At 43.0% G+C, this 25,485-nt stretch carries 26 protein-coding genes and 1 pseudogene; 13 read left to right on the forward strand and 14 right to left on the reverse strand.

Annotated features, from left to right (window positions below):
* Positions 1-25: 25 nt before the first annotated feature.
* Both HMPREF1154_RS00910 and HMPREF1154_RS00915 read right to left on the reverse strand, forming a co-directional pair.
* Positions 26-1,507, reverse strand: a complete 1,482-nt coding sequence (locus HMPREF1154_RS00910; RefSeq protein WP_009640665.1) for an ankyrin repeat domain-containing protein — start codon at positions 1,505-1,507, stop codon at positions 26-28.
* A gap of 29 nt (positions 1,508-1,536) precedes the next feature.
* Positions 1,537-2,525 (reverse strand): annotated as a pseudogene (locus HMPREF1154_RS00915) (IS30 family transposase).
* Positions 2,526-2,686: 161 nt separating this feature from the next.
* Between HMPREF1154_RS00915 and HMPREF1154_RS00920 the strand changes: the two are divergent.
* Positions 2,687-2,968: an anion permease gene (locus HMPREF1154_RS00920; RefSeq protein ID WP_009640696.1), complete on the forward strand. Its 282-nt coding sequence runs from the start codon at positions 2,687-2,689 to the stop codon at positions 2,966-2,968.
* A 226-nt stretch (positions 2,969-3,194) separates the two neighbouring features.
* Here the strand turns inward: HMPREF1154_RS00920 and HMPREF1154_RS00925 are convergent, their stop codons facing one another.
* The gene (locus HMPREF1154_RS00925) at positions 3,195-3,827 is read right to left on the reverse strand and encodes an HdeD family acid-resistance protein (protein ID WP_009392446.1); all 633 of its coding nucleotides are present in this window, start codon (positions 3,825-3,827) and stop codon (positions 3,195-3,197) included.
* Between the two features lie 175 nt (positions 3,828-4,002).
* Between HMPREF1154_RS00925 and HMPREF1154_RS00930 the strand changes: the two genes are divergently transcribed.
* The gene (locus HMPREF1154_RS00930) at positions 4,003-4,929 is read left to right on the forward strand and encodes an IS982 family transposase (protein WP_009640716.1); all 927 of its coding nucleotides are present in this window, start codon (positions 4,003-4,005) and stop codon (positions 4,927-4,929) included.
* 44 nt (positions 4,930-4,973) lie between these two features.
* Positions 4,974-5,132 carry a hypothetical protein gene (locus tag HMPREF1154_RS00935; protein WP_198004465.1) on the forward strand — a complete coding sequence of 53 codons (159 nt, stop codon included), beginning with the start codon at positions 4,974-4,976 and terminating at the stop codon, positions 5,130-5,132.
* Positions 5,133-5,459: 327 nt separating this feature from the next.
* Here HMPREF1154_RS00935 and HMPREF1154_RS00940 read toward each other — a convergent pair whose 3' ends face one another.
* The 4 genes from HMPREF1154_RS00940 to HMPREF1154_RS00955 all read right to left on the reverse strand — a co-directional run bounded on the left by HMPREF1154_RS00940 (position 5,460) and on the right by HMPREF1154_RS00955 (position 10,236).
* Positions 5,460-7,988: a DUF5686 and carboxypeptidase-like regulatory domain-containing protein gene (locus tag HMPREF1154_RS00940; protein WP_009640655.1), complete on the reverse strand. Its 2,529-nt coding sequence runs from the start codon at positions 7,986-7,988 to the stop codon at positions 5,460-5,462.
* Between the two features lie 52 nt (positions 7,989-8,040).
* Positions 8,041-9,021 carry an NAD-dependent epimerase/dehydratase family protein gene (locus tag HMPREF1154_RS00945; RefSeq protein WP_009640705.1) on the reverse strand — a complete coding sequence of 327 codons (981 nt, stop codon included), beginning with the start codon at positions 9,019-9,021 and terminating at the stop codon, positions 8,041-8,043.
* Complete coding sequence (locus HMPREF1154_RS00950; protein ID WP_232211951.1) at positions 9,018-9,335, reverse strand: hypothetical protein; 318 nt, start codon at positions 9,333-9,335, stop codon at positions 9,018-9,020. Before HMPREF1154_RS00950 ends, HMPREF1154_RS00945 begins: the two co-directional genes overlap by 4 nt.
* 103 nt (positions 9,336-9,438) lie before the next feature.
* Positions 9,439-10,236, reverse strand: coding sequence for an SDR family oxidoreductase (locus HMPREF1154_RS00955; RefSeq protein WP_034566649.1), 798 nt, complete (start codon positions 10,234-10,236; stop codon positions 9,439-9,441).
* Between the two features lie 135 nt (positions 10,237-10,371).
* Here HMPREF1154_RS00955 and HMPREF1154_RS00960 point away from each other — a divergent pair, with 135 nt between their 5' ends.
* Together HMPREF1154_RS00960 and HMPREF1154_RS00965 are read left to right on the forward strand one after the other, a co-directional pair.
* A complete protein-coding gene (locus HMPREF1154_RS00960; protein ID WP_009640728.1) occupies positions 10,372-11,562 on the forward strand; it encodes a pyridoxal phosphate-dependent aminotransferase in 1,191 nt (396 codons plus the stop codon).
* 10 nt (positions 11,563-11,572) lie between these two features.
* Positions 11,573-11,899 (forward strand): rhodanese-like domain-containing protein, encoded by a 327-nt coding sequence (locus tag HMPREF1154_RS00965; RefSeq protein ID WP_009640734.1) that lies wholly within the window; start codon positions 11,573-11,575, stop codon positions 11,897-11,899.
* Here the strand turns inward: HMPREF1154_RS00965 and HMPREF1154_RS00970 are convergent.
* Together HMPREF1154_RS00970 and HMPREF1154_RS00975 are read right to left on the reverse strand one after the other, a co-directional pair.
* Positions 11,892-12,701, reverse strand: coding sequence for a DUF4249 domain-containing protein (locus tag HMPREF1154_RS00970; protein ID WP_232211952.1), 810 nt, complete (start codon positions 12,699-12,701; stop codon positions 11,892-11,894). The two genes, HMPREF1154_RS00965 and HMPREF1154_RS00970, sit on opposite strands and share 8 nt — an antisense overlap.
* Positions 12,702-12,746: 45 nt before the next feature.
* Complete coding sequence (locus tag HMPREF1154_RS00975) at positions 12,747-15,110, reverse strand: TonB-dependent receptor (RefSeq protein ID WP_009640677.1); 2,364 nt, start codon at positions 15,108-15,110, stop codon at positions 12,747-12,749.
* Positions 15,111-15,260: 150 nt separating this feature from the next.
* Between HMPREF1154_RS00975 and HMPREF1154_RS00980 the strand changes: the two genes are divergently transcribed.
* Positions 15,261-15,653, forward strand: a complete 393-nt coding sequence (locus tag HMPREF1154_RS00980; protein WP_009640654.1) for a DUF4878 domain-containing protein — start codon at positions 15,261-15,263, stop codon at positions 15,651-15,653.
* Here HMPREF1154_RS00980 and HMPREF1154_RS00985 read toward each other — a convergent pair.
* Positions 15,650-16,156 (reverse strand): hypothetical protein, encoded by a 507-nt coding sequence (locus HMPREF1154_RS00985; RefSeq protein ID WP_009640676.1) that lies wholly within the window; start codon positions 16,154-16,156, stop codon positions 15,650-15,652. The two genes, HMPREF1154_RS00980 and HMPREF1154_RS00985, sit on opposite strands and share 4 nt — an antisense overlap.
* Before the next feature lie 119 nt (positions 16,157-16,275).
* On the opposite strand from HMPREF1154_RS00985, the gene HMPREF1154_RS00990 reads away from it, so the two are divergent.
* The 7 genes from HMPREF1154_RS00990 to HMPREF1154_RS01020 all read left to right on the forward strand — a co-directional run bounded on the left by HMPREF1154_RS00990 (position 16,276) and on the right by HMPREF1154_RS01020 (position 21,915).
* Entirely contained in the window at positions 16,276-17,433 is a 1,158-nt protein-coding gene (locus HMPREF1154_RS00990; RefSeq protein ID WP_009640662.1) for a cysteine desulfurase family protein, read from the forward strand.
* Positions 17,430-18,647, forward strand: coding sequence for an ABC transporter permease (locus HMPREF1154_RS00995; RefSeq protein ID WP_009640683.1), 1,218 nt, complete (start codon positions 17,430-17,432; stop codon positions 18,645-18,647). The genes HMPREF1154_RS00990 and HMPREF1154_RS00995 overlap by 4 nt, the downstream gene beginning before the upstream one ends.
* A 30-nt stretch (positions 18,648-18,677) precedes the next feature.
* The gene (locus HMPREF1154_RS01000) at positions 18,678-18,896 is read left to right on the forward strand and encodes a hypothetical protein (protein ID WP_009640673.1); all 219 of its coding nucleotides are present in this window, start codon (positions 18,678-18,680) and stop codon (positions 18,894-18,896) included.
* Positions 18,897-18,959: 63 nt separating this feature from the next.
* Positions 18,960-19,307, forward strand: a complete 348-nt coding sequence (locus HMPREF1154_RS01005; protein ID WP_009640733.1) for a DUF4298 domain-containing protein — start codon at positions 18,960-18,962, stop codon at positions 19,305-19,307.
* A 13-nt stretch (positions 19,308-19,320) separates the two neighbouring features.
* A complete protein-coding gene (locus HMPREF1154_RS01010; protein ID WP_009640719.1) occupies positions 19,321-19,794 on the forward strand; it encodes an META domain-containing protein in 474 nt (157 codons plus the stop codon).
* A 51-nt stretch (positions 19,795-19,845) separates the two neighbouring features.
* Positions 19,846-20,256, forward strand: a complete 411-nt coding sequence (locus tag HMPREF1154_RS01015) for an META domain-containing protein (protein WP_009640727.1) — start codon at positions 19,846-19,848, stop codon at positions 20,254-20,256.
* A gap of 42 nt (positions 20,257-20,298) precedes the next feature.
* Entirely contained in the window at positions 20,299-21,915 is a 1,617-nt protein-coding gene (locus HMPREF1154_RS01020) for a DUF4139 domain-containing protein (RefSeq protein WP_009640704.1), read from the forward strand.
* A 311-nt stretch (positions 21,916-22,226) separates the two neighbouring features.
* Here HMPREF1154_RS01020 and HMPREF1154_RS01025 read toward each other — a convergent pair whose 3' ends face one another.
* The 4 genes from HMPREF1154_RS01025 to creD all read right to left on the reverse strand — a co-directional run bounded on the left by HMPREF1154_RS01025 (position 22,227) and on the right by creD (position 25,443).
* Complete coding sequence (locus tag HMPREF1154_RS01025) at positions 22,227-22,520, reverse strand: hypothetical protein (protein WP_009640720.1); 294 nt, start codon at positions 22,518-22,520, stop codon at positions 22,227-22,229.
* Complete coding sequence (gene surE, locus HMPREF1154_RS01030) at positions 22,507-23,286, reverse strand: 5'/3'-nucleotidase SurE (RefSeq protein WP_009640740.1); 780 nt, start codon at positions 23,284-23,286, stop codon at positions 22,507-22,509. The genes HMPREF1154_RS01025 and surE overlap by 14 nt, the downstream gene beginning before the upstream one ends.
* Positions 23,287-23,376: 90 nt before the next feature.
* On the reverse strand, positions 23,377-23,904 hold the full coding sequence (locus HMPREF1154_RS01035; protein ID WP_009640736.1) for a DUF4199 domain-containing protein: 528 nt from the start codon (positions 23,902-23,904) through the stop codon (positions 23,377-23,379).
* Positions 23,905-24,069: 165 nt separating this feature from the next.
* Positions 24,070-25,443 (reverse strand): cell envelope integrity protein CreD, encoded by a 1,374-nt coding sequence (creD, locus tag HMPREF1154_RS01040; RefSeq protein ID WP_009640732.1) that lies wholly within the window; start codon positions 25,441-25,443, stop codon positions 24,070-24,072.
* Between the last annotated feature and the right edge of the window lie 42 nt (positions 25,444-25,485).

The following is a 25,485-nucleotide window of genomic DNA, read 5'->3' on the forward strand; positions in this document are numbered from 1 at the left end:
GAGCTTTCGTTATATCGAACTCACGTTATTTAAGGAAGCTGAGATCTGCCTCGCTTTTCTGTAGGTTTTCGTTTTCCTTTGCGAGCCCATAGGCGGTCTCCCCTAAGGAAGTAGTAAGCGCTTTGTTGGCACCTTTGTCTATAAGGAGCTTTAGTAGGGAGGTGTCTTTGGCAGTAAGAGCCGCTTTGATAAGGGGCGTTTCCCCCTCTTCGTTCTGTGCATTGATATCTATAGATGGCCAAGAGCATATTTTCTCTACAAGCTTAAGGTTTCCCTTTACCACAGCCATATGTAGGGCAGTATCTCCGTGAGCATTGGCACCTTGTAGTGCAACCAAATACTGTTTCAAGAGGGCGGCTTTTTGATCAAAATCTTCATCATTACCCTTCTTTCGGGGATTATAGCTGGCAAGAAGCGCCTCTATTACATTGACCCCTTTCTTACTTACCGCACGAGTATCAGCCCCTTGAGCTAATAATAGCGCAACTACTTCACTACTGCTGCGTTGTAGGGCGATAAGCAGAGCAGTTTCTCCTTTTCCATTGGCCTTGTTGATGTGTTCTTTGCCCTTAAGCAAGAGTTTTACCAGCTCTAAGTTGTTCCCATAGCAAGCGTTCATCAGGCAGGTATTACCGTCCTTGTCTGTAGCCTCTATGTTAGCCCCATTCTCTATAAGATACTGGGCAGTGGGCAGGTCTTGGCGACGCGCTAAGTAGTGCAAGGCAGTCCCCCCTTTGTAGTCGGTGGCAGTGGCGGGGATCTTTTGGTTTTCAATCAGGTATTGATATACCTCTATAGGATTGTTGGGCTGTCGTATTACCCCTTCGGCGGCCATAGGCAAGGCTTGGTGGGTAGGTTTTACTTTCTTGCGCAAGGTCTTGAGCAGGTTTACATTGCCCTTTCGGCTAGCATAGTCAAAGGCGGTAGCGCCACTAAGGCTCGTCTGCTTGAGCTTGAGTCCCTTGCTGATAAAGTATTGGGTAAGTGGTAGTTGTTCGCTATCGAAGGCGATGGTCTTGAGAAGGAGACTCTCCCCTTGGTCATAGGTAGCCTTAGGGTCTATACCTGCACGGAAGAAAGCCTCATACACTTTGGGATTGGTATTGCCAAAGAGAGCGGCAAAGGTGACAGGGATATAGCCCTTGGTGTCCTTGGCATAGATATCACTGCCTTGCTCTAATAGGTAGTGGATAAGAGCTACATTTCCACTACTTGCAGCCCAAAAGAGGTAAGTGCGTCCGTCATGGGTGGTTTTGGTGATGCTATTCCCCTCTTGTTCTATCAAGTAGATAGCCGTTGGGGTAGGCGCATTACCTAAAATGGCCAGAGAAGGCGCATCAAAGGCAGCTTCATTGAGTGCTGAAGGACTATTGCCTGCCTCTATAGCGGTTTTTACTTGGCTAACAGAGGTGTTTTCATTCCAAAAACTACGGTCAAAGAATACATTTTGCTGGCTCATGGCGGATATGCTTGCCAAAAGTGTTATGACAGAGAACAGTTTTTTCATAAGTGAAAAGTTAATAGGCCGAATTCAAGTTACAAATGCAACTTTTCAGTTAGACATTGATTTGATTTTGCAAAGTTATTAGAAAAGAATTCTAATGGTGTTAGGTAACCGAGTCTTTTTCTCGGTCTGTTATTTAGTTTATCCTGTATCATTTTGACATCTTCCTCTGTTAGATCCTCAAATGAACTGCCTTTGGGTATAAACTGCCTTATAAGACCGTTCAGGTTCTCATTTGATCCTCATTCCCAACTATGATATGGACGGGCAAAATATACATCTATTTTAAGGGAAGAAGCAATCTGCTGGTGATCTGAGAACTCTTTCCCATTGTCAGCCGTTGCTGTATGTAGCAAGTCTTTAATAGGGCTAAGTATATCCACCATAGCTTTGGTAAGCGGTTTGGCTTCTTTCCCTTCAAGTAATGCCAACCAACATATTCCAGTTGCCCTATCGTTTATCGTAAGCAAGGCTCCTTTATGGTTCTTTCCAATCATGGTATCAATTTCTAAATCCTCAAAACGGCTTCTTTGCTCCACTATAGCTGGGCGATTTTCTATGCCTACTCTATTACTGATGATGCCTCTATTGTCCCTGGAAGCACCACATTTTCGATACCGCCTACCTTTGCGTCGCAGGTGAGTATATAGGTCTCCGCCACGCTTCTTATCCTCCCATATATGCTGATAGATACGCTCATGGCTAATACATTCCAATCCTTCCAATTCGCATCTTCCAGCGATCTGTTCTGGACTGAAGTCCTCTCTGAGTAATTCTTCAACACGTTCACGTACAGCTTGAGTAAAGTGGATTTTTTTTGGTTTTTTTGCATTCGCTTCTGGTATTTTCGCTGTGCCAAATCAACATTGTATTGCCCGCTTCGCTTGTCACAATTACGTTTAAGCTCACGGCTAACAACGGATTTGTCTTTACCTATGGCAGAGGCTATAAAATTAATTTTACAACCTTGTTGCTTCATCACAAAAATTGTGTACCTTTGCTCTTTGGTTAAATGACCCATTCTTTTGAACTTTTGGACGGAGGCAAAGATAGTCATTTTCCCCTGCTCAGACAAAGGGAGGATCTATTTTTTTCCTCTCTTTTGTTTGAGTAAAGTTTTTTATTTACTTCCTACCTCCGAAAAAGTTGCATTTATTAGTTGAATTTAGGCAATCTAAAACAATGCTTACCCTCATATTCATTCCTATTGCCATAGGGGTAGCTCAGAAAAACGGGTATCCGATTATGAGTCTTGCTTTCCCGGTGGCAATGCTTGTGGGACATGTGTATGTACTGCCTTTTAACAGTAAACCTGCTGACCTACTGTACACTACCAATCAATACAGCTGGAGCGACACCTTCAAGTTTGGTATTACGATGATGTTTATCAGTTGGTTGATGATACTCTTGTGGGGCGAAACGGTATTGCGGTGGTATGGGTTTACCAATAGAGTATTCTTTTAATACCACAAAGCCAATAATGCCAATTACTTGAAGATAAAAGATAAGATAAAGATAACTCTTAAAAAGAGTGCTGGATATTGAACGTAGGCGCGTCAATTATAAAATCATAATATACCTCCAAAGAGTATTTAATTCTTTGGAGGTATTTTCTGCAAAAAAGCACTATAGCTCTGTAATCATAGGTATAACTATAGACTTGTGCCAGTGGTATTTTGCTAATTTGCTGTTATTTCGTAGCTTCTTTCACTTCTTTTTCGAGGTCTTCTATGCGGTTCTTTAAATCATCTGATAACTTTTGAGCAGAACCTTTTAACTTTTTCAGATTGAACGAAAGTATTACAGATGAAATACCTGTGAAGATAAATGCTAAACCTGTGAATACTACTAATGAGATACCTGTAAAGATAGGATTAGCAATCAAAATGAACGAGAGGATAATACTCAATACGCTCACTATGGCTAAGTTCCCCCAATTCAGTACGCCTGCTTCTTTTTCTTCGAAGGCAAAACCAAGTAGCTGAAACGAACGGAATAGCAACGTAAAACCTACTACCAATGGTAATATAAACATTGATAGGGCAGGATACATAAGTAAAAAGATACCCATTATCAATGAAATAAGTCCGCTTACCAAATACCAACCCCAACCATTGAGATTTTTAGTATTCTGTAGAGCAAAGAAGGATTCAGTTATCCCCGATACTAAGAACGAAAGACTAAAGAGTATTGAAAGGGTAAGATAAGAAGCTTGTGGTGATATAATTACCCCTATACCACAAAGAATGAACAAAATCCCTAAAATAAGGTGAATGTACCAGTGTTTTACTGATCTTCTGATGGATTTGAAAAAATACAACATAACTTTATCATTTAAAAATTAACGACGCAAAGGTAAGGATATTTTTTTGATTAGCAGAATATTTATAAATAAAAATGCGAGTTCGGGATAAGAAAAGGCTTGTAAAAGTTGGTAATCTCGTCAAAAATTCGTATCTTTATAGATGAAAATCAATAGATTACGAGATTTTTGAACGATGATTACCAAGGACAAAGTTACTGAAATTTACTGTATAATCGACGAGTTTGATAAGAATTTGAGTGCCGAATTTGCGAAAAACCTGCGTCTACCGTCCCATAACTGTGACGGCAAACGCTACCGCAACCGCAAGGGTAGGCTCTCGGAAAGTGAGATTATGACCATTTTGGTATGCTATCATTTCGGCGCATATCGCAATTTCAAGGAGTATTATTTGAATTGGGTCAAAGGGGTAATGCGTCAGGATTTTCCCGACGCGGTTTCCTATAACCGCTTCGTTGAACTCATGCCAAGAGTGTTCTTTAAGATGATGCTGTTCATGAAGCTCTATGCCTTCGGCAAGTGTACGGGTATAACATTCGTTGACAGCACAATGATACCCATATGTCAGAACGTACGACGATATTATAACAAGGTCTTTACCGGCCTTGCCAAGGACGGAAAGGGTACCATGGGCTGGTGTCATGGATTCAAGCTGCACCTGCTATGCAATGATTCTGGTGAAGTGATAACATTCTGTCTTACAGGAGCAAATGTGGATGACAGGGATAGCAGGGTATGGACGGTGTTTGCAAAGGTCTTGTATGGGAAGGTCTTTGCTGATAGAGGATACATCAAGCAGGAACTCTTTGAGAGCCTGTTCGGTCAAGGTATCCAACTCGTTCATGGGCTCAAGGCTAAGATGAAGAACAAATTGATGCCTATGTGGGACAAGATCATGCTGAGGAGAAGATACATCATCGAGTGCATTAACGAACTACTCAAGAACAAGGCCAACCTTGTTCACTCAAGACACCGCTCGATACACAACTTTATCATGAACTTGTGTTCTGCCCTTACAGCATACTGCTTCTTTGAGAACAAACCAGAGGCACTGCCAGTGTATGTGCAAAAATCAAGGCAGTTGGAACTTTTTTCATGCTAAACTTATCCCGAACTCAAGTATCTATTGCACAAGCAGTAGGTAATATGGCAAATACAGCCATAAATGCAGCCGAAGAAATCATTTCCGCAGCAGGCGGGTTCATCAACCCACAGACACATGATGATGATTATGCCGAGACTGCATGGCAGCACAGGCTCAGAAACCAAGCCAAGAAAAAGAAGAAAAGAGGGAGAGGATTGTAACCACTTTTCTCTATTCCCAATCTCTATCCCAAAACGAAGACAAAGCAAAAGAGAGAAATCTTCATCAAAAACGCTTATTATTCAAAGCAAATGATTATCTTTGCAAATAGAATAACAAGCGTTCTTTGTTAATGCAGAAACCCGCGACTAAAAGCAGTTCGCTCGTTTCCAAATCGTTACCTGTTTAGTTTATGCAATAAGGTAACTTCTTTATTCTCAATTAGATACGTTTTGAAAATTGTCTTAACTTGTATCTAAATAATACTATTTTTAACAATTAATGCCAACAATGAATCATTAATCATTGCTGGCATTAACCATAGACAATTAAAACTCTGGTCGTATAGCGAATCTCACCCCGAAATACGGGTTGTCTAGTCCGTTATGTGAAGAGAAAGCGTTGCGCCAGATGAAATCCACACGGATAGGGCGGAGGTTCTTGATACCAATGTTTTCTATACCAAAGCCATATTCCCAATATATTTTTTCAGGTGGGTTATAAGCAATATTGGATGCGCTAACGGCTCTATTCTCTTCGCTGAGCGTACCATAGGCCATTCTAGCTAAGATAAGGCTACGCCATTTGGTCTTTTTCAGCAGGGGAATTCGGTTGAATATCAGTCCGTTAAAATGGTGTTCCAAATACACATTTATATAAGCATCGGTAACGAAGTCGTAGTAGTTAAGTAGTTGGAAGGTTCTATTGAGCGCAAATCGGGAAGTTCCATAGGCCTGGTTGGCAGGGGTAGGGGTTAGGAAGGGGAGGGGCACAGTGCCGAATACCTTTCCGACCTCTATCATAGGGTGGAAAATTCCTATGTTCCACAAGGGGATAGGGTGGTGTACGAAAGCCTCCAGACGGCTATAGTCAAAGATACTGTTGCGAATGCCAGAGAAGGCTTGGGTGTATTTGATACGATAGGTAGGGAATATATTTTTCCCGAAGAACTGTTCTACTCCGTAGCCATAGACGTTTCGTCTGGGGGTATAGGTAAGCGAAAGGGAAGCATAGGCATCGGAATACTGGTGGAGAACCTCACCCGAAGGCATGCGATAACCAATAGAAAAGCGTTCAGGGTCGGCCGATTTCATCTGTTGGTAGCTGCCAGAAAGCGTTAGGTGTAGGTTGCTCTTCATAAGGCCGAAATCTACCATACCCAATACTCGTTTGTTACGGGTTACAAAGTAGTTTTCCCCTCTGGAGAAAAGGAAGTTGGAGGCGTTTTTTAGATCCATTTCGGCCTCATTGCTCTGGAGATAGGTGCCTAATTGCACATAGTCGTCTTGGTATAAACCTCCTATAGTCATGCGTATCTTAGGAATGACCAAGTATTGCCCGCTGATACCTCCTTTGAATTTCTTATCTTTGATTCCATACGCTCCATAGAGATAGGTACGGAAGCGGTCATCATTGCTCATAAAGGAGCGTGCTCCCATTCGGCGAAAACGGTTGCCCTCTATATCATTGTTAGAGAAAGATTCCCATATGGAACCTATCTGGAAGTAGCGCCCTACGGGGATATAGCCAGAGGATAGGATATTTAGCCCATTGGAAATCCCCTTGATACGCTTGTTATCACTGACTTTCTTAATCAGCTCTTGGGTTTCACCAAGGGAGGAATGCGTCTGGGAGAGGTCGTCCCAATAGGGTTTGTCTTGGGCAAATTGGTTAGACTTGTATTTCTCTACCTTCGTCAGGTAAAAAGCCTCCTCCTTGGGCTGGTCAAGTACAAAATCCGAATAGAGAATCCGTTTTTTTACATAAAGTCCCTTTTCTTCATCACTCTTACTCAAGGCAGTAAAGTCACCTTCGTAATAGTCGCTCTTAGGTAAGATAAGGCTATCGTTAACGGTAAAGTTCTTTTCAATGGAGAGATTGCGTACAAAGTTCAGAGAGGCTTCCTTGATGGTGAACATCTGTATAGAGGCGATGGCATAGGTCTGGCTATCCACTGAGAAGTTCCCTTTGAAGAGCAGGTCTTGGTCTTCCTTTGGGAAGAAGTAAATAGAATAGAGCTTGCGGCCGTCGCGCACTATAGAGTCGTTGAGCACATAGGCATATACTCCATAACCATATTCGGACAGCGGACTTACAAAAGCCTTGTCCAAGAAATAGAACGAGTTGTCATAGATATCAAAGTCCCGAAAGTTGCGGGTGAAGCGCTCCATACCGAAGCCTGTCTGCATCACCCCTTGGGTGCGTTCGCCCTCAATATCGGTACGGGTAAGCGAATGGGTGTTGTCCCCATATACCTTTGAGACTTCTTCTCTAAGGAACATAGGTAGTGAGTAGTGGTCACCTATCTCTCTGGAGGAGAGTAGCTCACGTATATTCCCATATTCTTTCTTCATGGATTTCTTGAGGAAGACCGTATCTAGGTTGTTCAGCCCCATTTCCACAGACTCATAGCGCTTGTATTCGTAGGATTTGGAAGTGGTAAGGCTATTTTTGTGTTTGTTAGCCCATATTTTTTGCAGAATAGGATAGGCAGGATTCTCTTTTTTGGAAAGGAACTTGGTAGGTTTTTGTACGATGACCACTTCTTCAAGCATCTCCCCTTCGGTAAGGACGATCTTAAGGCCGGTACTTTCTCGCTTGAGTAGCGTAATTTCCTTGGTTGTGAAGCCAACGGAGGAGACTTCCAGCGTGTTGTAGTTCTTCTGAGTGTAGAGGGAAAACTTACCATTTTCGTCGCAGGCAGTACCTACTTTGGTGTTTTTGAAAAGGACACTAGCAAAGGGAACTGGTTCCCCTTGTTCGTCTACTACTTGTCCCGATACACGTGTTTGGGCATAGCTCCAACTGCTTATAAAAAGTAGTGAGAGCATACATAGCCTTTTGAATAACTCTATCATTTAGTATATTTCTCAAGGGGCAAAGATAAACAATTTTTATGAAAAATACTTATCATAAGGATAATTTTTCAAGTGTATTTTCTATAGGAGTGTAAGAAAAAGGCAGTGTGTGGGTAATCTTGCTGCCATTATAATAGGTTCTGTGCTGTAGGGTGTGCAACATCTTGCCAGTTAGGAGCCTTCTTTTGCCAAAGAGGGAGAGCAAGGCTTCTCCATAGCTTAGCATACGTAGAGCAGTGGGGGAAATAAGTTTCTTTTTAGGGAGTGTAGGATGGCTCTTTCGTAAGCGCTCGAAGAACTCGGCATAACTCAGGTTCGCGCCATTGAGTATAAAGCCTTCATTCTCAATGGGAGATTCCATAAGCAATTGCATAGCCCTTGCTACATCTTGGGCAGCGACAAAGCCTGTGCCGCCAGAGGTTACATAAGGGCTGCGGCAGAGCTGTTTTACGTTCATAGCAGGGTGCGACTCTACCCCTACGCCTATGATGACCGACGGATAAACTACCACAGCAGGAAGACCTTCTTGTACGCCGCGCCAAACCTCCATCTCGGCACTATACTTGCTCAGGGCATATTCGTTGTCCCGATCACGACTTGGCTCCTGCTCGGTCTGCTCACTGACTTCTGCCCCTTCCTTGGGAGAGAAAGTGGCAATACTGCTTACATAACAAAGCTTTTTCACGCCTAAGTGTAAGGCCATATTCACAACATTGGCCGTACCTTCTATATTAGTTTTTAGTAGTAATTCTGCTTCACCAGGGGTAAAGGAAACTTTGGCCGCACAGTGATAAACATGTGTAGCATCTCTGAAAGCCTCCTCAAGAGCTGGTATGTCCAAAATATCAGCCTTGACCCACTCTATACGAGAGAGGAGGTCTCTTTCAGTAGGGTTATAGATTTGGAAAAGGCGTTCTAAGAGGGAAGTATCCTCTCGGCGGTAGAGGGCGCGGATCGTGTCAGAGGTGTGACAAAGTAGCTGGTAGAGCAGGTGTGCCCCCACAAGCCCTGTGCCTCCTGTAACAACAATCATAGCAATACGTATTTGGTAAAGATTTCTTTTTCGGAAACGCCCTCAAAGATTTCAAAAAGTAGTTTTTGAAGATCAACGATTTGCACCGTTGTAAAGACACATAGGTACTTGCCCCCGCAGAAGGTAAGAATCTCTATACCAAGTTCGGAGTAATCAAAATGGGAGGTGAGGTCTATGGCTTGTACCTTGCCGCGAAACTCTAACAACTCACAGAAGCGAAGCTCCAAAGTCTGTTCGGGCATCTCTACATAAAACCTGCGATCTCCTGGTTTTTGATAGATAGTATAATATTTTGAAGTTCCTATGATTTTCACAAGGGCAAAATTAAGGCTTTTCTGTGACATATGAAAGAGAAAGGCAAAATAAGTTATTAACAATTTTTGGTAAAAACAGTTTTTCCTTGTCTCCTATAGTGCATTACAAGCGATAATGCCTTTTGAGCAGTCGCTCAAAGCACTTGCTGGGAAGTATTTTTTTTAGAAATACTGACAGGCGTTCGAGGGCTTTTCCCTTTATATAATGTACCTTGGGGTGCTTTTTTTGCAAAAGAGAGTAGATAGCTTGGGCTAAGTCTTGGGCGGGCAGGCCATTATCCACATCGGTGTTCATAAGGGGGAGGGCTTCGGCGTATTGCTTGTAGGGAGATCCCTCGAGGGTAGGGGTGTGGAAGCGCCGTGAGGCTATGTCGGTAGCTACATCACCGGGGGCTAAGGTGCAAAAACAGATACCAAACTGCTCGGTCTCCATGCGTAGGCTCTCTGAGAGTAACTGTAAGGCACCCTTGCTTGCCGAATAGCCCCCCCTAAAGGGCAATCCCATATAGGCCGCCACAGAGGTGATATTGATAACCTTGCCTTTTTGCTGGGCGCGCATATGTGGTAGTACCGCTTGGATGACGCGTATAGCTCCAAACACATTGGTCTGAAAAGCGTTCTCCAAGGCCTCTATTGGGGTTTCCTCTATAGCACCTGTGATGCCCACTCCTGCATTGTTGATAAGCACATCTATACGCTTTTCTAGAGCGATGATCCGCTCCACTGCTTGGGCGACGGAAGCCGTGTCCCTTACGTCCATCGTAAGTAGGGTATAGCCTTCGGGCTGAGCTTGTATATGGCGGGCAGTGCCATATACCCTATAGCCTTTTTGGGATAAAAGTTCAGCCGTGGCACGGCCGATGCCTGAAGTAGCACCTGTGATGAGAACCACATCTTTCATAAAGGGATATTTAAGGACTGCAAAAATAAGGTTTAATAGGTAGATATGCAAACTTTTTTCTTTTTTCTCTTTACTTTCTCCGTGAAAAGTCGTAATTTTGTACGATATTATAAAGATAAAAAATTGTAAAACAATATGAATATACATCTCTCCGATCGTGTCAATAATATGGCACTTTCTGCTACTTTGGCTATGGCCGCCAAAGCACGCGAGCTAAAGGCACAAGGCAAGGATATTATTAGCTTGAGCTTGGGCGAACCTGATTTTGCAGTACCTGACTTTGTAAAGAAAGCAGCCATTGAGGCTATTGAGCAGAATTATAACAAATATTCTCCAGTGGACGGTTATTTGGAACTGAAAGAGGCCATCTGTGAGAAATTCAAGAAGGATAATGGACTGACCTATACGCCCTCTCAGGTGATTGTCTCCACAGGGGCTAAGCAGTGCTTGTCCAATGTAGCCCTGGTGATGCTCAACCCTGGCGATGAGGTAATCCTTCCCACTCCCTATTGGGTAAGCTATTCCGATATTACTAAGATTGCAGGAGGGGTACCCGTGGAACTACCTACTTCGCTAGAAACGAATTTTAAGATTACTCCAGAGCAGTTAGAAAAAGCCATTACCCCACGTACCAAAATGATATGGCTAAGTAACCCTGGTAACCCCAGTGGTATGATCTATTCCAAAGAAGAATTGGAAGCGCTGGCAGAGGTCTTGAGAAGGCACCCTAATATCTTTTTCCTCGCCGATGAGATATATGAGCACATTAACTATACAGGTATGCCAACTTCCATGGCCTCTATAGAAGGAATGTATGAGCGTACCATCACTGTCAATGGACTATCAAAGGCTTTTGCGATGCCAGGCTGGCGTATGGGCTATATGGGAGCTCCTGAATGGATTACCAAGGCTTGCAGCAAAATGCAAGGGCAAATCACCAGTGGAGCCAATACCATCGCACAGCGAGCAAGTATCACTGCACTAAGAGCCCCTTTGAGCCAGATACAATATATGTTTGATGCCTATCGCAAGCGTAGAGACCTTGTGCATGAACTGCTCACCCAGATAGAAGGTTTTAAGACCAATCTCCCTGAGGGAGCATTCTACTTCTTCCCCGATGTGTCCTACTATTTTGGAAAGACACTCCGTGGGAAAAAGATAGAAACAGCCAGCGACCTTTCCCTCTATCTCTTAGAAGAAGCCCATGTAGCGACAGTAACAGGAGAGGCTTTTGGTAATAAGAATTGTATCCGCCTTTCCTATGCCACCAGTGAGGAGGCGCTTCGTGAGGCCTTGCGCCGAATCAAGGAGGCAGTAACTTGTTAATCAATTATATATGGCAGAAATAATACATGTTGCTCCTAAGGAGGCTTTTGCCCTTAGTCAGCAAGGGGTCTTATTGGTAGATGTACGTGAGGCCGATGAAGTGGCTCAAAAACGCTATGAGGTAGCTCACTACCTACATCTCCCTCTTTCCAAGTTGGCCGAAACATATGGTCAACTACCTGTAGGACAAAAACTTATTATAGCTTGCCTTTCGGGCGGACGCAGCCAAAAGGCTATAGCTTTTCTTCAGAGTAAAGGCTATGATGACCTACTTAATCTAGATGGAGGAATAAAAGCATGGGAAGCCGCAGGTCTCCCCGTATACAGTGCTATTTGATTACATAAATGATTTTAGAGTATTGAGCTACCCTAAAAGCACCTAAGGGATTTTCCTGAGGGTTGGCACGATTAACAATGTTGCCTCTTACTCGGTTGGGTATGCTAAACAGACCTGCATTGTTGGAGGTGTTGTTCGAGAGTACCCGAATATAGTTCATATAGGTTTCACTCACACGGAAGAGGGTAATTTCAACAGTATCACCTGGCTTGAATTTCTCCTCTTCCTTGTTACTACGGCTAAGGATTTTGCTAGAGAAACGACCGTCAGGAAAATAGCGATCATTAAACCCATAGATGCGAGTTACGCCATCGGAAGAGGCCTTGATGCGTAGAACAAAATTATTTCGCTCATTAGGATTGGCATCAAAGCGGAGGGTGAGCATGATCTGATCACCAGTGAATCCTCCATCATTGCTTTGCGTGATATTATCCTCAGTCAGTTGAGGTACTTCCTTTAGGATATCCGAAGCTACATATTCTTTCCCTTGATATTGTACTATAAGTGCATACCTTCTTCCTAAGGCAGGGGTGAAGTTGACATTTTTGTAAGTGCCTGCTATGTGCTCTACAAATGGGAAGATATTTCCTTGGTTATCAGCCACTAATACAGTAGCTCCTGAAGCGCCTTCGGGAGCTTCTTGGCTATAATAAGGTTGGGTATAGCTCAGCAGAATAGTCTGCTCTTGCCCTGTAGCGCCTTTCTCCCAATCAATATGGGCATCAATCACCAATTCTTTCTCTTGGGTGTCTAAATCCAGTTCTATTACCTTTTCACAGGCGGTGAAAAGGGGAAATGCCATAATAAGGAATGATATAGAGTAAAGTAAAGTTGCTTTTTTCATCGTTTAAAAAGAAAAATTATAGGTGAGACTTGGGACTATACCAAAGATAGAGAGTTTAACGGCTTCGCTCTGTTGGGTTTCTCGGTTGTTTCTAAAATAAATAGAGGCAGCATTGTAGCGGTTGTATAGGTTATATACACCGAATACCCATTCCGATTTCCATTTTCTTTCAGGGTGAGGGGTATAGGAGAGCGATACATCTAAGCGGTGATATACAGGCAGGCGATAAGCATTGCGGGCGCTATAATTGGAGATGGATACACCAAAATAGCTGTATTTACCTATGGGAAAATTGGCAGGAATCCCCGATTGTAGGGTGAATACAGCACTTGCATTCCATTTCTTATTGAAAGTATAGGTGCCCGTAAGCGATAGGTTATGAGGCTTGTCATAAGCAGAGGCATACCACTGGCCATTGTTGATACCTGTTTCATAATCAGTTCTTCCTGGAGTCTGTTGCTGAGATTTGGAATAGGTATAGGAGAGCCAACCGGTGAATTTACCCGTGTTCTTTCTCAGTAGGACTTCCCAGCCATAAGCACGCGTATGTCCTGCAAGCACTTCCCGCTCTATGGATTCGTTGGCAACAAGGTTGGCACCATCTATATAATCCAAGCGGTTTTGTACTGTCTTGTAAAAGACTTCAGTCTCTAGGCTATAATCACCGCCCTTGAGGTTGGTAGTGTAGCCCAAGGCTACTTGGTCAGAATATTGAGGCTTGAGATAGCGATCGCTGGGAGTCCATATGTCCAAGGGGGTAGGGGAGGCAGTGTTGGAAATCAGGTGCAGGTATTGTGTCATACGGGCATAGCTAGCCTTGATAGAACGATGGTCATCAAAGGCATAAGCAAGACTTAGGCGTGGTTCGAGGTGTGCATATACATCTATCAGTTCACCGGCCTTGTAGCTCTTTTGTCCTATAGGAATGCCGCGCTCATAGATACGCTGTAAAGGATTGAATATCACCGCTTGGTCAGCGTAATACTTGTCCATAGTGCGCTTGCCTAAGTGGTAGAAGTTACTCCAGCGAAGGCCATAGGAGAGCGTCAGTGGCTCGCTGAGTTTGTGTTCGGCCTCCGCATAAAGTCCCAATTCTACAGCGTATTTGTGTGCTAAGGCCTTATAACTAATAGTAGATTCGCCTATAGGGGTGATCTTGCCGGGGTTAAAATCGTAATAAGTACCTTGCAGGCCATAACCTACCTTAAAGCGGTCAGAGAAATAATGCTTGAAGTCATACATTAGGTTCAGATTCCTCACCCACGAATCCCACTTAAAGCCTGAAAGGGGTACATTTAGCCCATAATAATAGTCACTATAGATAAGTGATAAGTTGGAAAAAAGTTGGTCAGAGAATAGGTGATTCCATCTGAGATTTACCAGCGCATTCCCATAGCTATTACTAATGGTCTGCGATAGGTCAAAGACATCTCGGCCGAAGTAGCCCGAAAGGTAGAGGCTATTTTGGTCATCTATCTTGGTGTTGAGCTTGGTATTGAGATCATAGAAGTAGGCAGAGTTGTTATTATCTGTTAGTTTCAAGAACAGATGTGCATAGGAAGCACGTCCGCCAATAAGGAAAGAGGACTTATCTTTTACAATAGGCCCTTCGGCCAAAAGGCGGGAGGAGAGTACCCCTATCCCTCCTGTGGCATGAAACTGAGTATTATTTCCATCTTTCTGATATACGTCCAAAACCGAGGAAATACGTCCGCCATAGCGAGCAGGCATGCCCCCCTTGTAGAGCTTCATATCACGAATAGCATCGGCATTGTAGATACTTAAGAAACCAAAGAGGTGAGAAGCGTTGAAGATAGTGGCCTGATCCAGCATGATAAGGTTCTGGTCAGCGGCACCTCCACGTACATTGAAGCCTGAAGAGGCTTCCCCTGCATTGCTTACCCCTGGGAGCTGTTGTAAGGACTTGATGATATCCACTTCACCCACTAGCACGGGCAGTTTCTTGATGGTCTGTATGGGGATACTGGCTACACTCATCTGGGGGGTGCGGATATCTACCTTTGGGGTACTATGGGCGGTGATTTCTATTCCCTCAAGGGCTATATCTTCCTCCAAGAGCTTGTAGTTGCGACGCAGGTTGCCCTTTAGGTGTAGGGTTTCTTCTATGGTCTTGAAACCCAAATACGCCACTTGTAGGGTATAGTCCCCTTGGGGTAGGGTTAGGGAGTAGAAGCCATAGGCATTGGTAGTAGCACCCTTTTGGGTACCTTTTATAATAACATTCACTCCAAGGAGTTTTTCCCCGCTGGTACCATCGGTAATAGTACCACTGAGGGTATATTTGCGCTGTGCCCATAGGGGGGAGAGGCAGAGCACAGATAGGAGTAAGAGAAGGTGTTTATTCATCAAGCAAAAGGTTGTATCTCAAGGCACAAAGATACAAAAAAGTAAAGAGAGAAGCGTGGAAAGAGAAAAGTTTTTATCTCTTAATAGATTATTCTTGACTTTGCCTTGAAAATATCGTATTTTTGCACAACTAATTAGCAGATTAAGCTTATGAAATATTATTTGTATGCAACCGCAAGTCTGGTTTTTGCCTTGATAGGCTGTAATCACAAGCAGCAGAACAGCCCAGAGGCTGCTGTAGAAGGATTTATTACAGCGGTGAATAAGAATGATTTTGCCCAAGCCAAGCTTTATGGTGATAGTACTGTCATTGCCCGAATGACCCAAATAGAAGAGATGTTAGGGGTCTATAAAGGGGAAATCCCTCAAAATCCGAAAATAGACTTTAAGATCATAGAAGTAACCCCTACCGACCCGCAGAGTGCCATAGTAACCTATAGTATCTCTGCAGAGGAGACCTATAAGCAACTCAAGGTACGCCAAATAGAGGGGCAGTGGAAAGTTACGCTAGACCTACAAGAAGCAGCTCCGACCCAGCCTTAGCGAGAGGTTTGGTAAGTACCGAAGTTAAAATTTTGATCTACCAATCGCTCACCATTCTCGTTGGTGAGCACAAGGTCGCGAATACGAATTAGGTGGTTGTACTTGACCGTTCCAGCAACAGTATCTCTGACCTCACGGGTGGTGATAATCACCGTACCGCCTTGGGCTTGTATCTCTGAGGTAACCTTAGGGGTTGTCTGTGGGGGAGAGGTACAGAAGTAGGTGGCTGTAGGAGCACTATCAAAGGTACGGTATAGTAGTGTATAGCCATTGCCTATGTTGCCAGAGATAGAATCTACCTTGTTCTTCAGTAGGTTGGCTCTGAACTGTAGGATAAGAGCTTCATTTCCTTGAGTCTTATAGAGGAAAGTAGTGGTGGTATCTTGGGTACAAGAGTGAGCCTCTGTACCAGTGAAAGTGATACGTTCTACTGTATAATCGCCGTCATTGCAGCCTATAAGTAGCCCTAAACAGAGGGATATAAATAAGAGATAAGTGCGCATGTTTTCTTCAAAATATGCGGCAAAGGTACAAATAAATAATGATTTTTTTCTAAATGATGTGGGAATATTTTCGTCGTAATAAAAATTAATTCGTACATTTGTGCCTAAAAAATCACAGCATGAGTGGAGAAAAAAAAGTCTATTTTGACAATGCGGCCACAACTCCTATGCGAGAAGAGGTCAAGCAGGCAATGATGGCATCGCTTGACAGCTTTGGAAATCCGTCCTCTATACATAGTTTTGGCCGTGCCAGCAAGGTACTTATTGAAAAAGCACGCAAGAATATAGCCAAGGAATTGGGCGTTACTGCCTCGGAAATTATCTTTACCTCTGGCGGTACGGAGGCAATCAATATGATTCTCAAGGGAGCCGTACGAGACTTGGGCATCACCCAGATTATCACTTCCCCTACGGAGCATCATGCGGTATTACATACAGTGCAATCTATTGAAAACGAATATGGTATACAGGTCTCCATGGTGGAGCTGGAGCCTAGTGGCACCCCAGATATAGAGGACTTGAACAAGCTCCTCTCTCAGTTCCTTCCCGATGAGAAAGTGCTAGTTTCCCTCATGTACGTCAATAATGAGATCGGCAATATACTCCCTGTGGCCAAGGTAGCCGAGATATGCAAGAAGCATAAAGCATATTTTCACTGTGATACGGTACAAGCGGTAGGACACTTCCCTATAGACCTCTCTTCTGTTCCGATAGACTTTATTTCGGTCTCTGCTCATAAGTTCTACGGACCTAAGGGAGTAGGATTTGCTTTTATTCGCAAGGGAGTGAATGTCAAGTCATTACTCTTTGGAGGCGAACAAGAACGCGGCCGGCGTGCAGGCACCGAATGTATCCATAATATAGTGGGTATGGAGGAGGCTTTCTCTTTGGCCTATCAGTATATGGATAAGGAACGCGCCTATGTGGAGGGGATTAAGAAGTATTTCATACAGCAGATTACCCAAGAGATTCCCCAAGTACATTTCAATGGCCTGAGTGCCAACTTACAGGAAAGTTCTTATGCGATAGTGAATATTTCTTTTCCGATAGAGCTGAAGAAGACCGAGGTGCTGATGCTTTTTTTGGATATGCGAGGGATTGCCTGTAGTCAGGGCAGTGCCTGCCAAAGTGGTAGTGCTCAGGGTTCCCATGTACTCAGGGCGATACTCCCCGAAGAGCAGTGGCCAGAGGCACATATACGCTTTTCTTTCTCTATCTATAACACAAAAGAAGAGGTAGATTATGTCATAGAAACACTTAAAGAATTCTTAGCATGAATTTGAATAATTTATTTCGCATCGCTTGGCGAGCTATATTGCTGAACAAGACCCGTACCTTGCTCACTATGTTGGGGATTATCATCGGGGTAGGTTCAGTAATTACCATGCTTGCCATAGGAGAGGGCTCAAAGAAGAGCATCAAAGAGAATATCTCCAAAATGGGCACCAACATGCTCAATATACGTCCAGGAGCGGGTATGTTTGGCGGGGTGCGCAATAATACCGATATGCAGTCGCTCAAGATGACCGACTACTTAGCCCTAAGGAATGAAGCCACGCTACTTAAGTATATTACCCCTGTGGTCAGTGGTAATGGGCAGGCCATTGTAGGGGCAAATAACTGGCCAACTTCTATCTATGGGGTCAATACGGAATATCTCCCTATCCGAGAGTGGGCAGTGGAGGAAGGTGCTATGTTTGGCCAAGATGAGATAGACAACCTATCGAAGGTAGCAGTTATAGGACGTACGATCCAGAAAAATCTCTTTCCTGAAGGGGATTCGCCTATTGGGCAGACGATTCGTTTTAAGAATATTCCTTTCAAAATCATAGGGATATTGTCCGCCAAGGGTGAAAGCAACTTTGGTCAAGACCAAGACGATATCATCATTGCTCCCTATACTACAGTACAGAAGCGCGTTCTGGCTCAGACCTATTTACAGTCTATCGTCGCCTCAGTAATTACAGAAGACCAAGCTGAAAATGCCGTTAATCAGGTGAAGACCATACTGGAGCGTACCCATAATATTGCTGCTGACCAGGAAAATAATTTCAATGTATTTTCCCAACAGGAGCTCATTTCTACTTTTTCCTCAACTTCTGAGATGCTTACCATACTCTTGGTAGCTATAGCAAGTATTTCGCTGATTGTAGGAGGGATAGGAATTATGAACATTATGTATGTATCGGTCAAAGAGCGTACCAAGGAGATAGGTTTGCGCATGGCCATCGGGGCTAAGGGTAAGGATATTTTGGCGCAGTTTTTGATAGAGTCTGTATTGATCAGCATCACTGGTGGGGTAGTAGGAGTAGTGATTGGGCTTTTAGCTACCTATGTAGTAAATACCTTTATCGGCTGGCCTGTGAGTATCACTTTTTACTCTATAGTACTGTCCTTTTTGGTTTGTACCGTTACAGGGGTATTCTTTGGTTGGTATCCAGCCCGCAAAGCCTCTGATTTGGAGCCAATTACTGCACTAAGATACGAGTGATAATGACAAATGACAAATGACAAATGACAAATGACAACAGTAGAACAAAATATAGTAAATACTTATGCTCGTTTGTTTGAGGGACTTAGTAGGTTTGCTCGTTTAGAACTTATTGAGCGGATTACCTTATCTCTTAAGGAGGAAGATAGAGCAGCACATAAAGAAGATAAAAAGGCAAAAGAAGACACGGATTTCTTTAATCTCTTTGGCGCTTTTCCTGATGATAAAACCACAAGATTTGAAGACTAACTGCTGAAAATTGGATTGTAAAAGAAGAATAACAATTAACAATTGATAATTGACAATTAAAACATGGATTTATCAACTTATTATAAGCAACACCCAGAAGAACGTTACGAACATATTCGCCGTATGGGTGAGATACTTAGCCGAGTGGAACAGACCCTTGCTAAGGCCGAAGCTGTCTTGGAGGAATGGAAGGCCTTACAGGACGATTTTAAAACCTTGGTAACCTACTATGATAGCCCCCTATGGCGAGACGATTATTTTGACAGCAATGATGGGAAAATACCCGATGAGGTGCCCCAATGGGTACTGACCCAAGATGCTATCTTCGACGCTATAGGCACTGAGTTTGACTTGGCTGATGGCTATAAAGAACTTATACAAGCCATTGATGATAAAAAATGGAAAGAATAAACTTAAAAAACATATGAATAAAAAGAAATTAGGTCTACTTATTATTGCTGCTATTATGATGCAAGCCTGCGGAAACCAAACCTCTCAAAAAACTGAAGATGCCTCAGCCGAACCTGCTGTTTCAGCTGAGCAACCTGCACCTATCCCTCCCCTTGATGGACAGTGGAAGGCCGACTATATCAAGGGAGTAAAACTTATAGAGAATACCCAGAGTATCTATCTGAATATTGATTTGAATAAAAAAACGATATCAGGAAGTGATAGCTGTAACCTCCTTTCAGCTCCTATAGCGACCCTTACCGATAAGGAGCTTTCTTTCGGAGAGATAGCCTCTACTCTTAGATACTGCCCAGAGATAGAGTACCAAGAAGCTTTCCAATCAGCCTTGCGTGAAGTAGCCTCCTATAAGTTAGACGGAGAACACCTACACCTATTCGACAAACAAGGAGAGAAGCTCTTAATCCTTGACAAAGGAACAAGACAATAACAGCAGTCAGTGGTTGGGAACTGACCACTGACTATTTATCACTCATTACTTATGAAATACCTATTGCCACTACTTTTATTTTCTTGTACTGCTACACAGCAAATGGAAAAGGAAAAAGATACCCCCTTGCAGATACAAGGAGAATGGACTTTACAGACCCTACGAGGAGTAGCCCCTGCTACTTCTATTCCCTTGCCTAGTTTACAGATAGATCTTAAGGAAAATCGCATTTCAGGTAATGGAGGCTGTAATAACTATTTTGCCTCCATAGAGCATTATTCCTCTACAGCACTCTCCTTTTCTGCAATTGGAGCTACTCGAATGCTCTGCCTATCGGATAATATAGAAAATGCTTACTTCCAAACCCTACAAGAAGTAGCTACCTATAAAATACAGGAAAATTCCTTATCGTTGCTCAACGAACAAGGCGAGGAAGTCGTAAAGATGATTAAAAAACAATAAAGATTAATACCGTTAAACAGCGGATAACGAACAAAATAACTCATGAAAAGATTATTCTTGGCTGTAATAGCCCTTTCCTTGCCCATAATAGCGCAGGAGAAACCAACCTTTACCCAAGCGAAGATAAAGCAGGCAACTGTCTATTTTACTGGGGCAGCACTTACCCATACCGCTTCGGCTAATATTCCTAAAGGAACGAGTGAATTGGTGATTAAGAATGTGGCCAACGCACTCTCGGAAGAGACGATCCGTGTATTGGCGCCCTCCAGCGTAACGGTACTCTCCGCACAATTTACCAACCAATATATGGAGGAATACGATACCGAAAGATACGCTCCTGCCCTCAGGCGGGTACAAGATAGCTTGACCCTCCTAGATAACCAACTTAAAAAATGTCGTAACGAACGCTATTCCAAGGAGAAGACCATTAGTTTCTTGGACGGTAATAATGCCCTACAAGGTAATCAAGATGGTATTGCTCTCTCTGATATTCCCAAAGTGATGGACTACTATACCTCCAAGCGTATAGAGCTGCTCAATAGCATAGATGAAATCAAGACAAAGGAAGAAACACTCTCAGCTGCCATAACTAAGCTCAATGCCAAGTTGGATACCAATCTCTCCAAGCAAGAGCATCTCTCCAATGGGAAGATTATTCTCCAGCTGATGTCGCCTGTGGCACAAAAGGCTGATTTCCAAGTGAGCTATATCTCTACACAGGCTACTTGGTATCCCTCCTATGAACTACGTGGAGAAAAGCTCGCCGAGCCTATTCACCTGCTCTACAAAGGGCAAATCGCCCAAAACACAGGGGTAGATTGGAAAGGGATCAAGCTCTCCCTCTCCAGCGGCAACCCTAACAAAAGCAACCAATTTCCTGTGCTAAAAACTTGGTTTGTACAGACTGGACGTCCTCGTGATTTCAGTAATGCTAGAATGGAATTGCGCTCTAATGCGGCTCCTTTGGCTGACCTCTCTAGAAAGAAAATTGCCAAAGATGAAGAGGTTAATATGGAAGAATCCACTATGGCACACTATACAGCACTTTCAGAAAACCAACTCAATATTTCCTTTGATATAGATACGCCTTACGATATCCTTTCCAATGGTAAGGTACATAGTATCTCCCTACAAGAGTTACAGCTCAAAGCTGCCTATAAGTACTATACTGCCCCACGAGTGGATAAGGAAGTGTATCTAGTGGCTGCGATAGAGGATTATTCTAAGTATAATCTCTTGCCAGGGGAGGCAAATATTGTCTTTGAGGGCTTATATGTAGGAAAAACCTATATAGACCCCAATCAAACCACCGAAACGCTCAACATCACCATGGGTAATGATAAAAAAGTGAGTGTAAAACGAGAGAAAGTAGCCGAAAAATCCCAGACTAAGTTTATTTCAACTAACAAAGAACAGATATTTACCTATGATATTATCTTGCGTAACAACAAGAAAGAGCCTGTAAATCTTGTTCTCAAAGACCAATATCCAGTTTCTATTGAAAAAAGTATAGAGGTAGAACTTTTAGAAAGTTCTCATGCTTCTGTAGCTGAAGAAACCCATATCCTCACATGGGAGGTCTCTCTCAAGCCCAATGAGACCAAAACTTTCCGAATCAGCTATAAGCTAAAATACCCTAAGGATATGATAGTGAATTAGTCAGGGATAAAGTCGGCGAAGCAAAGTAGGTGAGACAATTTGCCCTTATATAGAATTAGTCGTCAGTGAGTATTGACCACTGACGACTAATTTTTAATATGAAAAAAACAGCCCTTTTTTTCCATGTTAGTTTTATCATTTATACGAAATCATGTTTTTGCATAAATGAGAAAGGTGTCATTTATACGAAATAGGGTTTTTGCATAAATGAGAAAGGTGTCATTTATACGAAAAGGCGTTTTTGCATAAATGAGAAAGGTGTCATTTATATAAAATGGCGTTTTTGCATAAATGAGAATTTATATTTTGCATTACCAAAATTTCAAAAAGAGTATGATAAAGGCACTGATAAAGGTGGCGATCAGCACACCCTTGGCACGGGAATCTTGTCTTAGGCGGATAAAGGCAAAGAAGGCTAAAAGGTTCAAAAAAGCACCCAAACCTATGATAGCCCCTAGCATACCTTCCTCATAGGCATAGACAAACGTGGACTCTAAGTCCGATTTGGAGAAGAATAGCCACCAAAGGAGCATTCCTAAGACATTGACAATCAGTCCTACAGCAATACCGATGAGGACATCTTTCTGGCTTCTATGATATTTCATTGAGTTTCCATGTGTTAAGTTGTTCTACAGTAGGGTAATGGGTAAGGTCGGCATGAATGGGTACAACTGAGATGTAGCCGTGATCCAGTGCCCATACATCAGTGTCAGTGCCTTCGTCTTCACAGACGAACTTGCCTGTAAGCCAATAATAATTGCGGCCATGCGGACTGACGCGATGGTCAAAGCGCTCTTCCCAGTGGGCACGCGCTTGGCGGCATACCTTCACTCCCTTGATCTCTTCACGCTTGAGCTTGGGAATATTTACATTGAGCACTACCCCATGAGGCAGGCCATTTTGGAGTACATTTAGGGTAATATCGCGTACAAAATCAGTACATTGGGAGAAATCTGCATTCCAATTCATGTCCAATAGGGAGAAGCCAATGGCGGGAATCCCCCCCACGCCTGCCTCTACCGCTGCACTCATGGTGCCAGAGTAGATCACATTGATAGAGGAGTTTGAACCATGATTGATGCCACTGACGCATAGGTCGGGGGTACGCTTAAGCAGTTCGTGCTTGGCTATCTTCACACAATCCACAGGGGTACCACTACAACGGTATTCTAAAGGAGCGCCACTTTGGGTATGTACCTGTTCGCAGAATAGGGCAGAGGTAGTTGTAATAGCATGTCCCATACCACTCTGTGGTGAGTCGGGTGCTACTACTACTACCTCTCCTAAAGGAAGCATCACCTGAATAAGGGCACGGATACCAGGGGCAGTAATGCCATCGTCATTGGTGATAAGAATTAAGGGCTTTTGCATATCATCTTAAAAATAATGGTGCAAAAGTACAAAATTAATGTTTAATGCCAATAATGATTAATGATTAATTTTTATCATAGGTCATTGCCCTTAGTTGTTTTTGCTTTTCTTTACAAACCCTATAATAGCCCCAACGATCAGGCCTCCTATAGCACCGCCAATAATACTATAGATGAAAGTTGCCACAACAGAGGGTTTTGCCTTAAGCATCTCTTCGTGCATGATAGCTACCTGATCTTCAGACATGTTCTCAAGCATTGGGCCTAACTTCTCAGTAGCTAAAGCCATTACTTGTTCATAGTAATCAGGAGCAATGACAGTGGTATAGAGAACATTGTAGACACCTAGTAGTACCCCTGCAATAACTCCTACAACAGCTCCTACTTTTAGACCATCAACTACAGTGAGTTGGTCGTTGTTAGAGGCTTTGTATTGGCCTACTGCCACAAAGATAAAATAGGCATAAATAGCTACACTGACCAGCCATAAGAGGATACTCAAGCCTGTATTGCTTGTATAGAGAATCCCTGTGGCATACTTGATAAGCTCAAAGGCGATTAAGGCAGCACCTAAGAAAAGCCCATTTTTGATAACGATGTTTTTGAATGCTGTATCCATAAATTATAAATTTTACAGCACAAATATACGAATTATTTTTGAATACCAAATAATGTCATGAATAAAGTTTGATAATTAATACTAATTAACTCAAGTTTCGTAAGTCCTATAACCTAAATAGTTACTTAACTTGCGAAACTTGAGTAATTAATCATTAACCATTAATCATTGATTCCAGTCTATTTTTCTAGAGGCATACATCACCACTGCCAAGATAGCAAAAAGCCCTAAACTACCTACCAATAAGGCATAGTTTTCTAGCTGGATAATCACATAGATAAATCCGTACAAGGCGGCTAAAGAAATACCAATGAAGGCTGGAAACCTCTTATTCTTGAGAATCGCTACCGAATACAGAGAGATAAGCCCAATGGTCATCACCGAAGAGATGAGGTACGCCAAGGCGAAACTACTATGTTCGGTAAAGGAAATGAGCAAGGTATAGAAAAGCACTAAGGCTAGGCCTATCATGGCATATTGGAAAATATGAATCTTTATCTTACTGATACTCTGCAATAAGAAGAAGATAAGGAAAGTCAGCCCAATGACTAAAAAGCCATATTTGGCAGCTCGCTCATTCTGCTGGTACTCATCAACAGGGATTACAAAATTTACCTGATAGGCATATTCGCTGATTTGGGGTAGCTCTCCGAAAGCCTGCTGGGAGAAGGGACGGTTCAGATATAGTACACGCCAAGAAGCACTAAAGCCTTGGGACGTGATCTGCTTCTCATAGGGAAGGAAGTTTCCTACAAAACTCGGATTCTGCCAATTGGACGAGATAGTTCCTTCGGTCGTCTTGCCTATAGGGGCAATAGCGATGTGCTTACTACCATCATAGGTGATAGAAAGTGAGAAATCTAATGGTTTGTCTAACTCTCCCATAGAAATAGAGGTGGTCTGTAAGGAGGAGATACGACTACTTTGGCCTTCGTAGTACTCGTTGTCATCTCCTCGGTAGGACATGGAGTTTCTCCAAAGGTAGTGTTCAGGGTTCTCTTGGTCATAGATAGGCTCAAAGGGATAAGGCTTTCCCGCCAAGGTGATCGTTACGATGTTCTTGATACTGCTTAGGTTAGTTGTGCGAATAAGAATGGTAGCTTTGTCCCACTCTATATCCTCCTGAGCGATTCCTTTGGAAGAAAAATCAGGGGCTACATAGCGACCAGTAAAATCCATAGTAGCATTGAAAACCGAGGATTCATAGTTACTACGCTTCTTCACTTCGGTTTTTACCTGAGCGTGGCTCTTGAGTTCTTCAGGGAAGAAGTAGGCATAGGAAGTGGTGTAGGTAGTGTGTTTTGCATCCAAATAGGCCTTGTAGGGAACCTTTAGGATAGGCCCATAGAAGTAGATCGCACCGCCCCATTTTTCGTCAATTTCCTCTATGACACGCTCTTGGCGGTCGTTTCTCTCTCGCACCAAGTCCTTGACAAAGGATAGTGGAATGAGCAATAAGAGGGCTAAGGTTCCAATAAGGAACATACGGAAGGTGTTGGATTGCAATAGGTTTGCAAAAGTTGATTTCTGAGTGTTCATTTTTATAAAGAATTTTAGTTAGTTACAAGTCATTAGTCGTTA

Origin of the sequence: Capnocytophaga sp. CM59, from assembly GCF_000293175.1 — a bacterium.
GTDB lineage: Bacteria > Bacteroidota > Bacteroidia > Flavobacteriales > Flavobacteriaceae > Capnocytophaga > Capnocytophaga granulosa.

Excerpts from the sequence above, each read along its gene's own strand:
- HMPREF1154_RS00910 (WP_009640665.1), bottom strand. The coding sequence starts at position 1,507 with ATGAAAAAACTGTTCTCTGTCATAACACTTTTGGCAAGCATATCCGCC.
- HMPREF1154_RS00920 (WP_009640696.1), top strand. The coding sequence starts at position 2,687 with ATGCTTACCCTCATATTCATTCCTATTGCCATAGGGGTAGCTCAGAAA.
- HMPREF1154_RS00925 (WP_009392446.1), bottom strand. The coding sequence starts at position 3,827 with ATGTTGTATTTTTTCAAATCCATCAGAAGATCAGTAAAACACTGGTAC.
- HMPREF1154_RS00930 (WP_009640716.1), top strand. The coding sequence starts at position 4,003 with ATGATTACCAAGGACAAAGTTACTGAAATTTACTGTATAATCGACGAG.
- HMPREF1154_RS00935 (WP_198004465.1), top strand. The coding sequence starts at position 4,974 with ATGGCAAATACAGCCATAAATGCAGCCGAAGAAATCATTTCCGCAGCA.
- HMPREF1154_RS00940 (WP_009640655.1), bottom strand. The coding sequence starts at position 7,988 with ATGATAGAGTTATTCAAAAGGCTATGTATGCTCTCACTACTTTTTATA.
- HMPREF1154_RS00945 (WP_009640705.1), bottom strand. The coding sequence starts at position 9,021 with ATGATTGTTGTTACAGGAGGCACAGGGCTTGTGGGGGCACACCTGCTC.
- HMPREF1154_RS00955 (WP_034566649.1), bottom strand. The coding sequence starts at position 10,236 with ATGAAAGATGTGGTTCTCATCACAGGTGCTACTTCAGGCATCGGCCGT.
- HMPREF1154_RS00960 (WP_009640728.1), top strand. The coding sequence starts at position 10,372 with ATGAATATACATCTCTCCGATCGTGTCAATAATATGGCACTTTCTGCT.
- HMPREF1154_RS00965 (WP_009640734.1), top strand. The coding sequence starts at position 11,573 with ATGGCAGAAATAATACATGTTGCTCCTAAGGAGGCTTTTGCCCTTAGT.
- HMPREF1154_RS00970 (WP_232211952.1), bottom strand. The coding sequence starts at position 12,701 with ATGGCATTTCCCCTTTTCACCGCCTGTGAAAAGGTAATAGAACTGGAT.
- HMPREF1154_RS00975 (WP_009640677.1), bottom strand. The coding sequence starts at position 15,110 with ATGAATAAACACCTTCTCTTACTCCTATCTGTGCTCTGCCTCTCCCCC.
- HMPREF1154_RS00980 (WP_009640654.1), top strand. The coding sequence starts at position 15,261 with ATGAAATATTATTTGTATGCAACCGCAAGTCTGGTTTTTGCCTTGATA.
- HMPREF1154_RS00985 (WP_009640676.1), bottom strand. The coding sequence starts at position 16,156 with ATGCGCACTTATCTCTTATTTATATCCCTCTGTTTAGGGCTACTTATA.
- HMPREF1154_RS00990 (WP_009640662.1), top strand. The coding sequence starts at position 16,276 with ATGAGTGGAGAAAAAAAAGTCTATTTTGACAATGCGGCCACAACTCCT.
- HMPREF1154_RS00995 (WP_009640683.1), top strand. The coding sequence starts at position 17,430 with ATGAATTTGAATAATTTATTTCGCATCGCTTGGCGAGCTATATTGCTG.
- HMPREF1154_RS01000 (WP_009640673.1), top strand. The coding sequence starts at position 18,678 with ATGACAACAGTAGAACAAAATATAGTAAATACTTATGCTCGTTTGTTT.
- HMPREF1154_RS01005 (WP_009640733.1), top strand. The coding sequence starts at position 18,960 with ATGGATTTATCAACTTATTATAAGCAACACCCAGAAGAACGTTACGAA.
- HMPREF1154_RS01010 (WP_009640719.1), top strand. The coding sequence starts at position 19,321 with ATGAATAAAAAGAAATTAGGTCTACTTATTATTGCTGCTATTATGATG.
- HMPREF1154_RS01015 (WP_009640727.1), top strand. The coding sequence starts at position 19,846 with ATGAAATACCTATTGCCACTACTTTTATTTTCTTGTACTGCTACACAG.
- HMPREF1154_RS01020 (WP_009640704.1), top strand. The coding sequence starts at position 20,299 with ATGAAAAGATTATTCTTGGCTGTAATAGCCCTTTCCTTGCCCATAATA.
- HMPREF1154_RS01025 (WP_009640720.1), bottom strand. The coding sequence starts at position 22,520 with ATGAAATATCATAGAAGCCAGAAAGATGTCCTCATCGGTATTGCTGTA.
- surE (WP_009640740.1), bottom strand. The coding sequence starts at position 23,286 with ATGCAAAAGCCCTTAATTCTTATCACCAATGACGATGGCATTACTGCC.
- HMPREF1154_RS01035 (WP_009640736.1), bottom strand. The coding sequence starts at position 23,904 with ATGGATACAGCATTCAAAAACATCGTTATCAAAAATGGGCTTTTCTTA.
- creD (WP_009640732.1), bottom strand. The coding sequence starts at position 25,443 with ATGAACACTCAGAAATCAACTTTTGCAAACCTATTGCAATCCAACACC.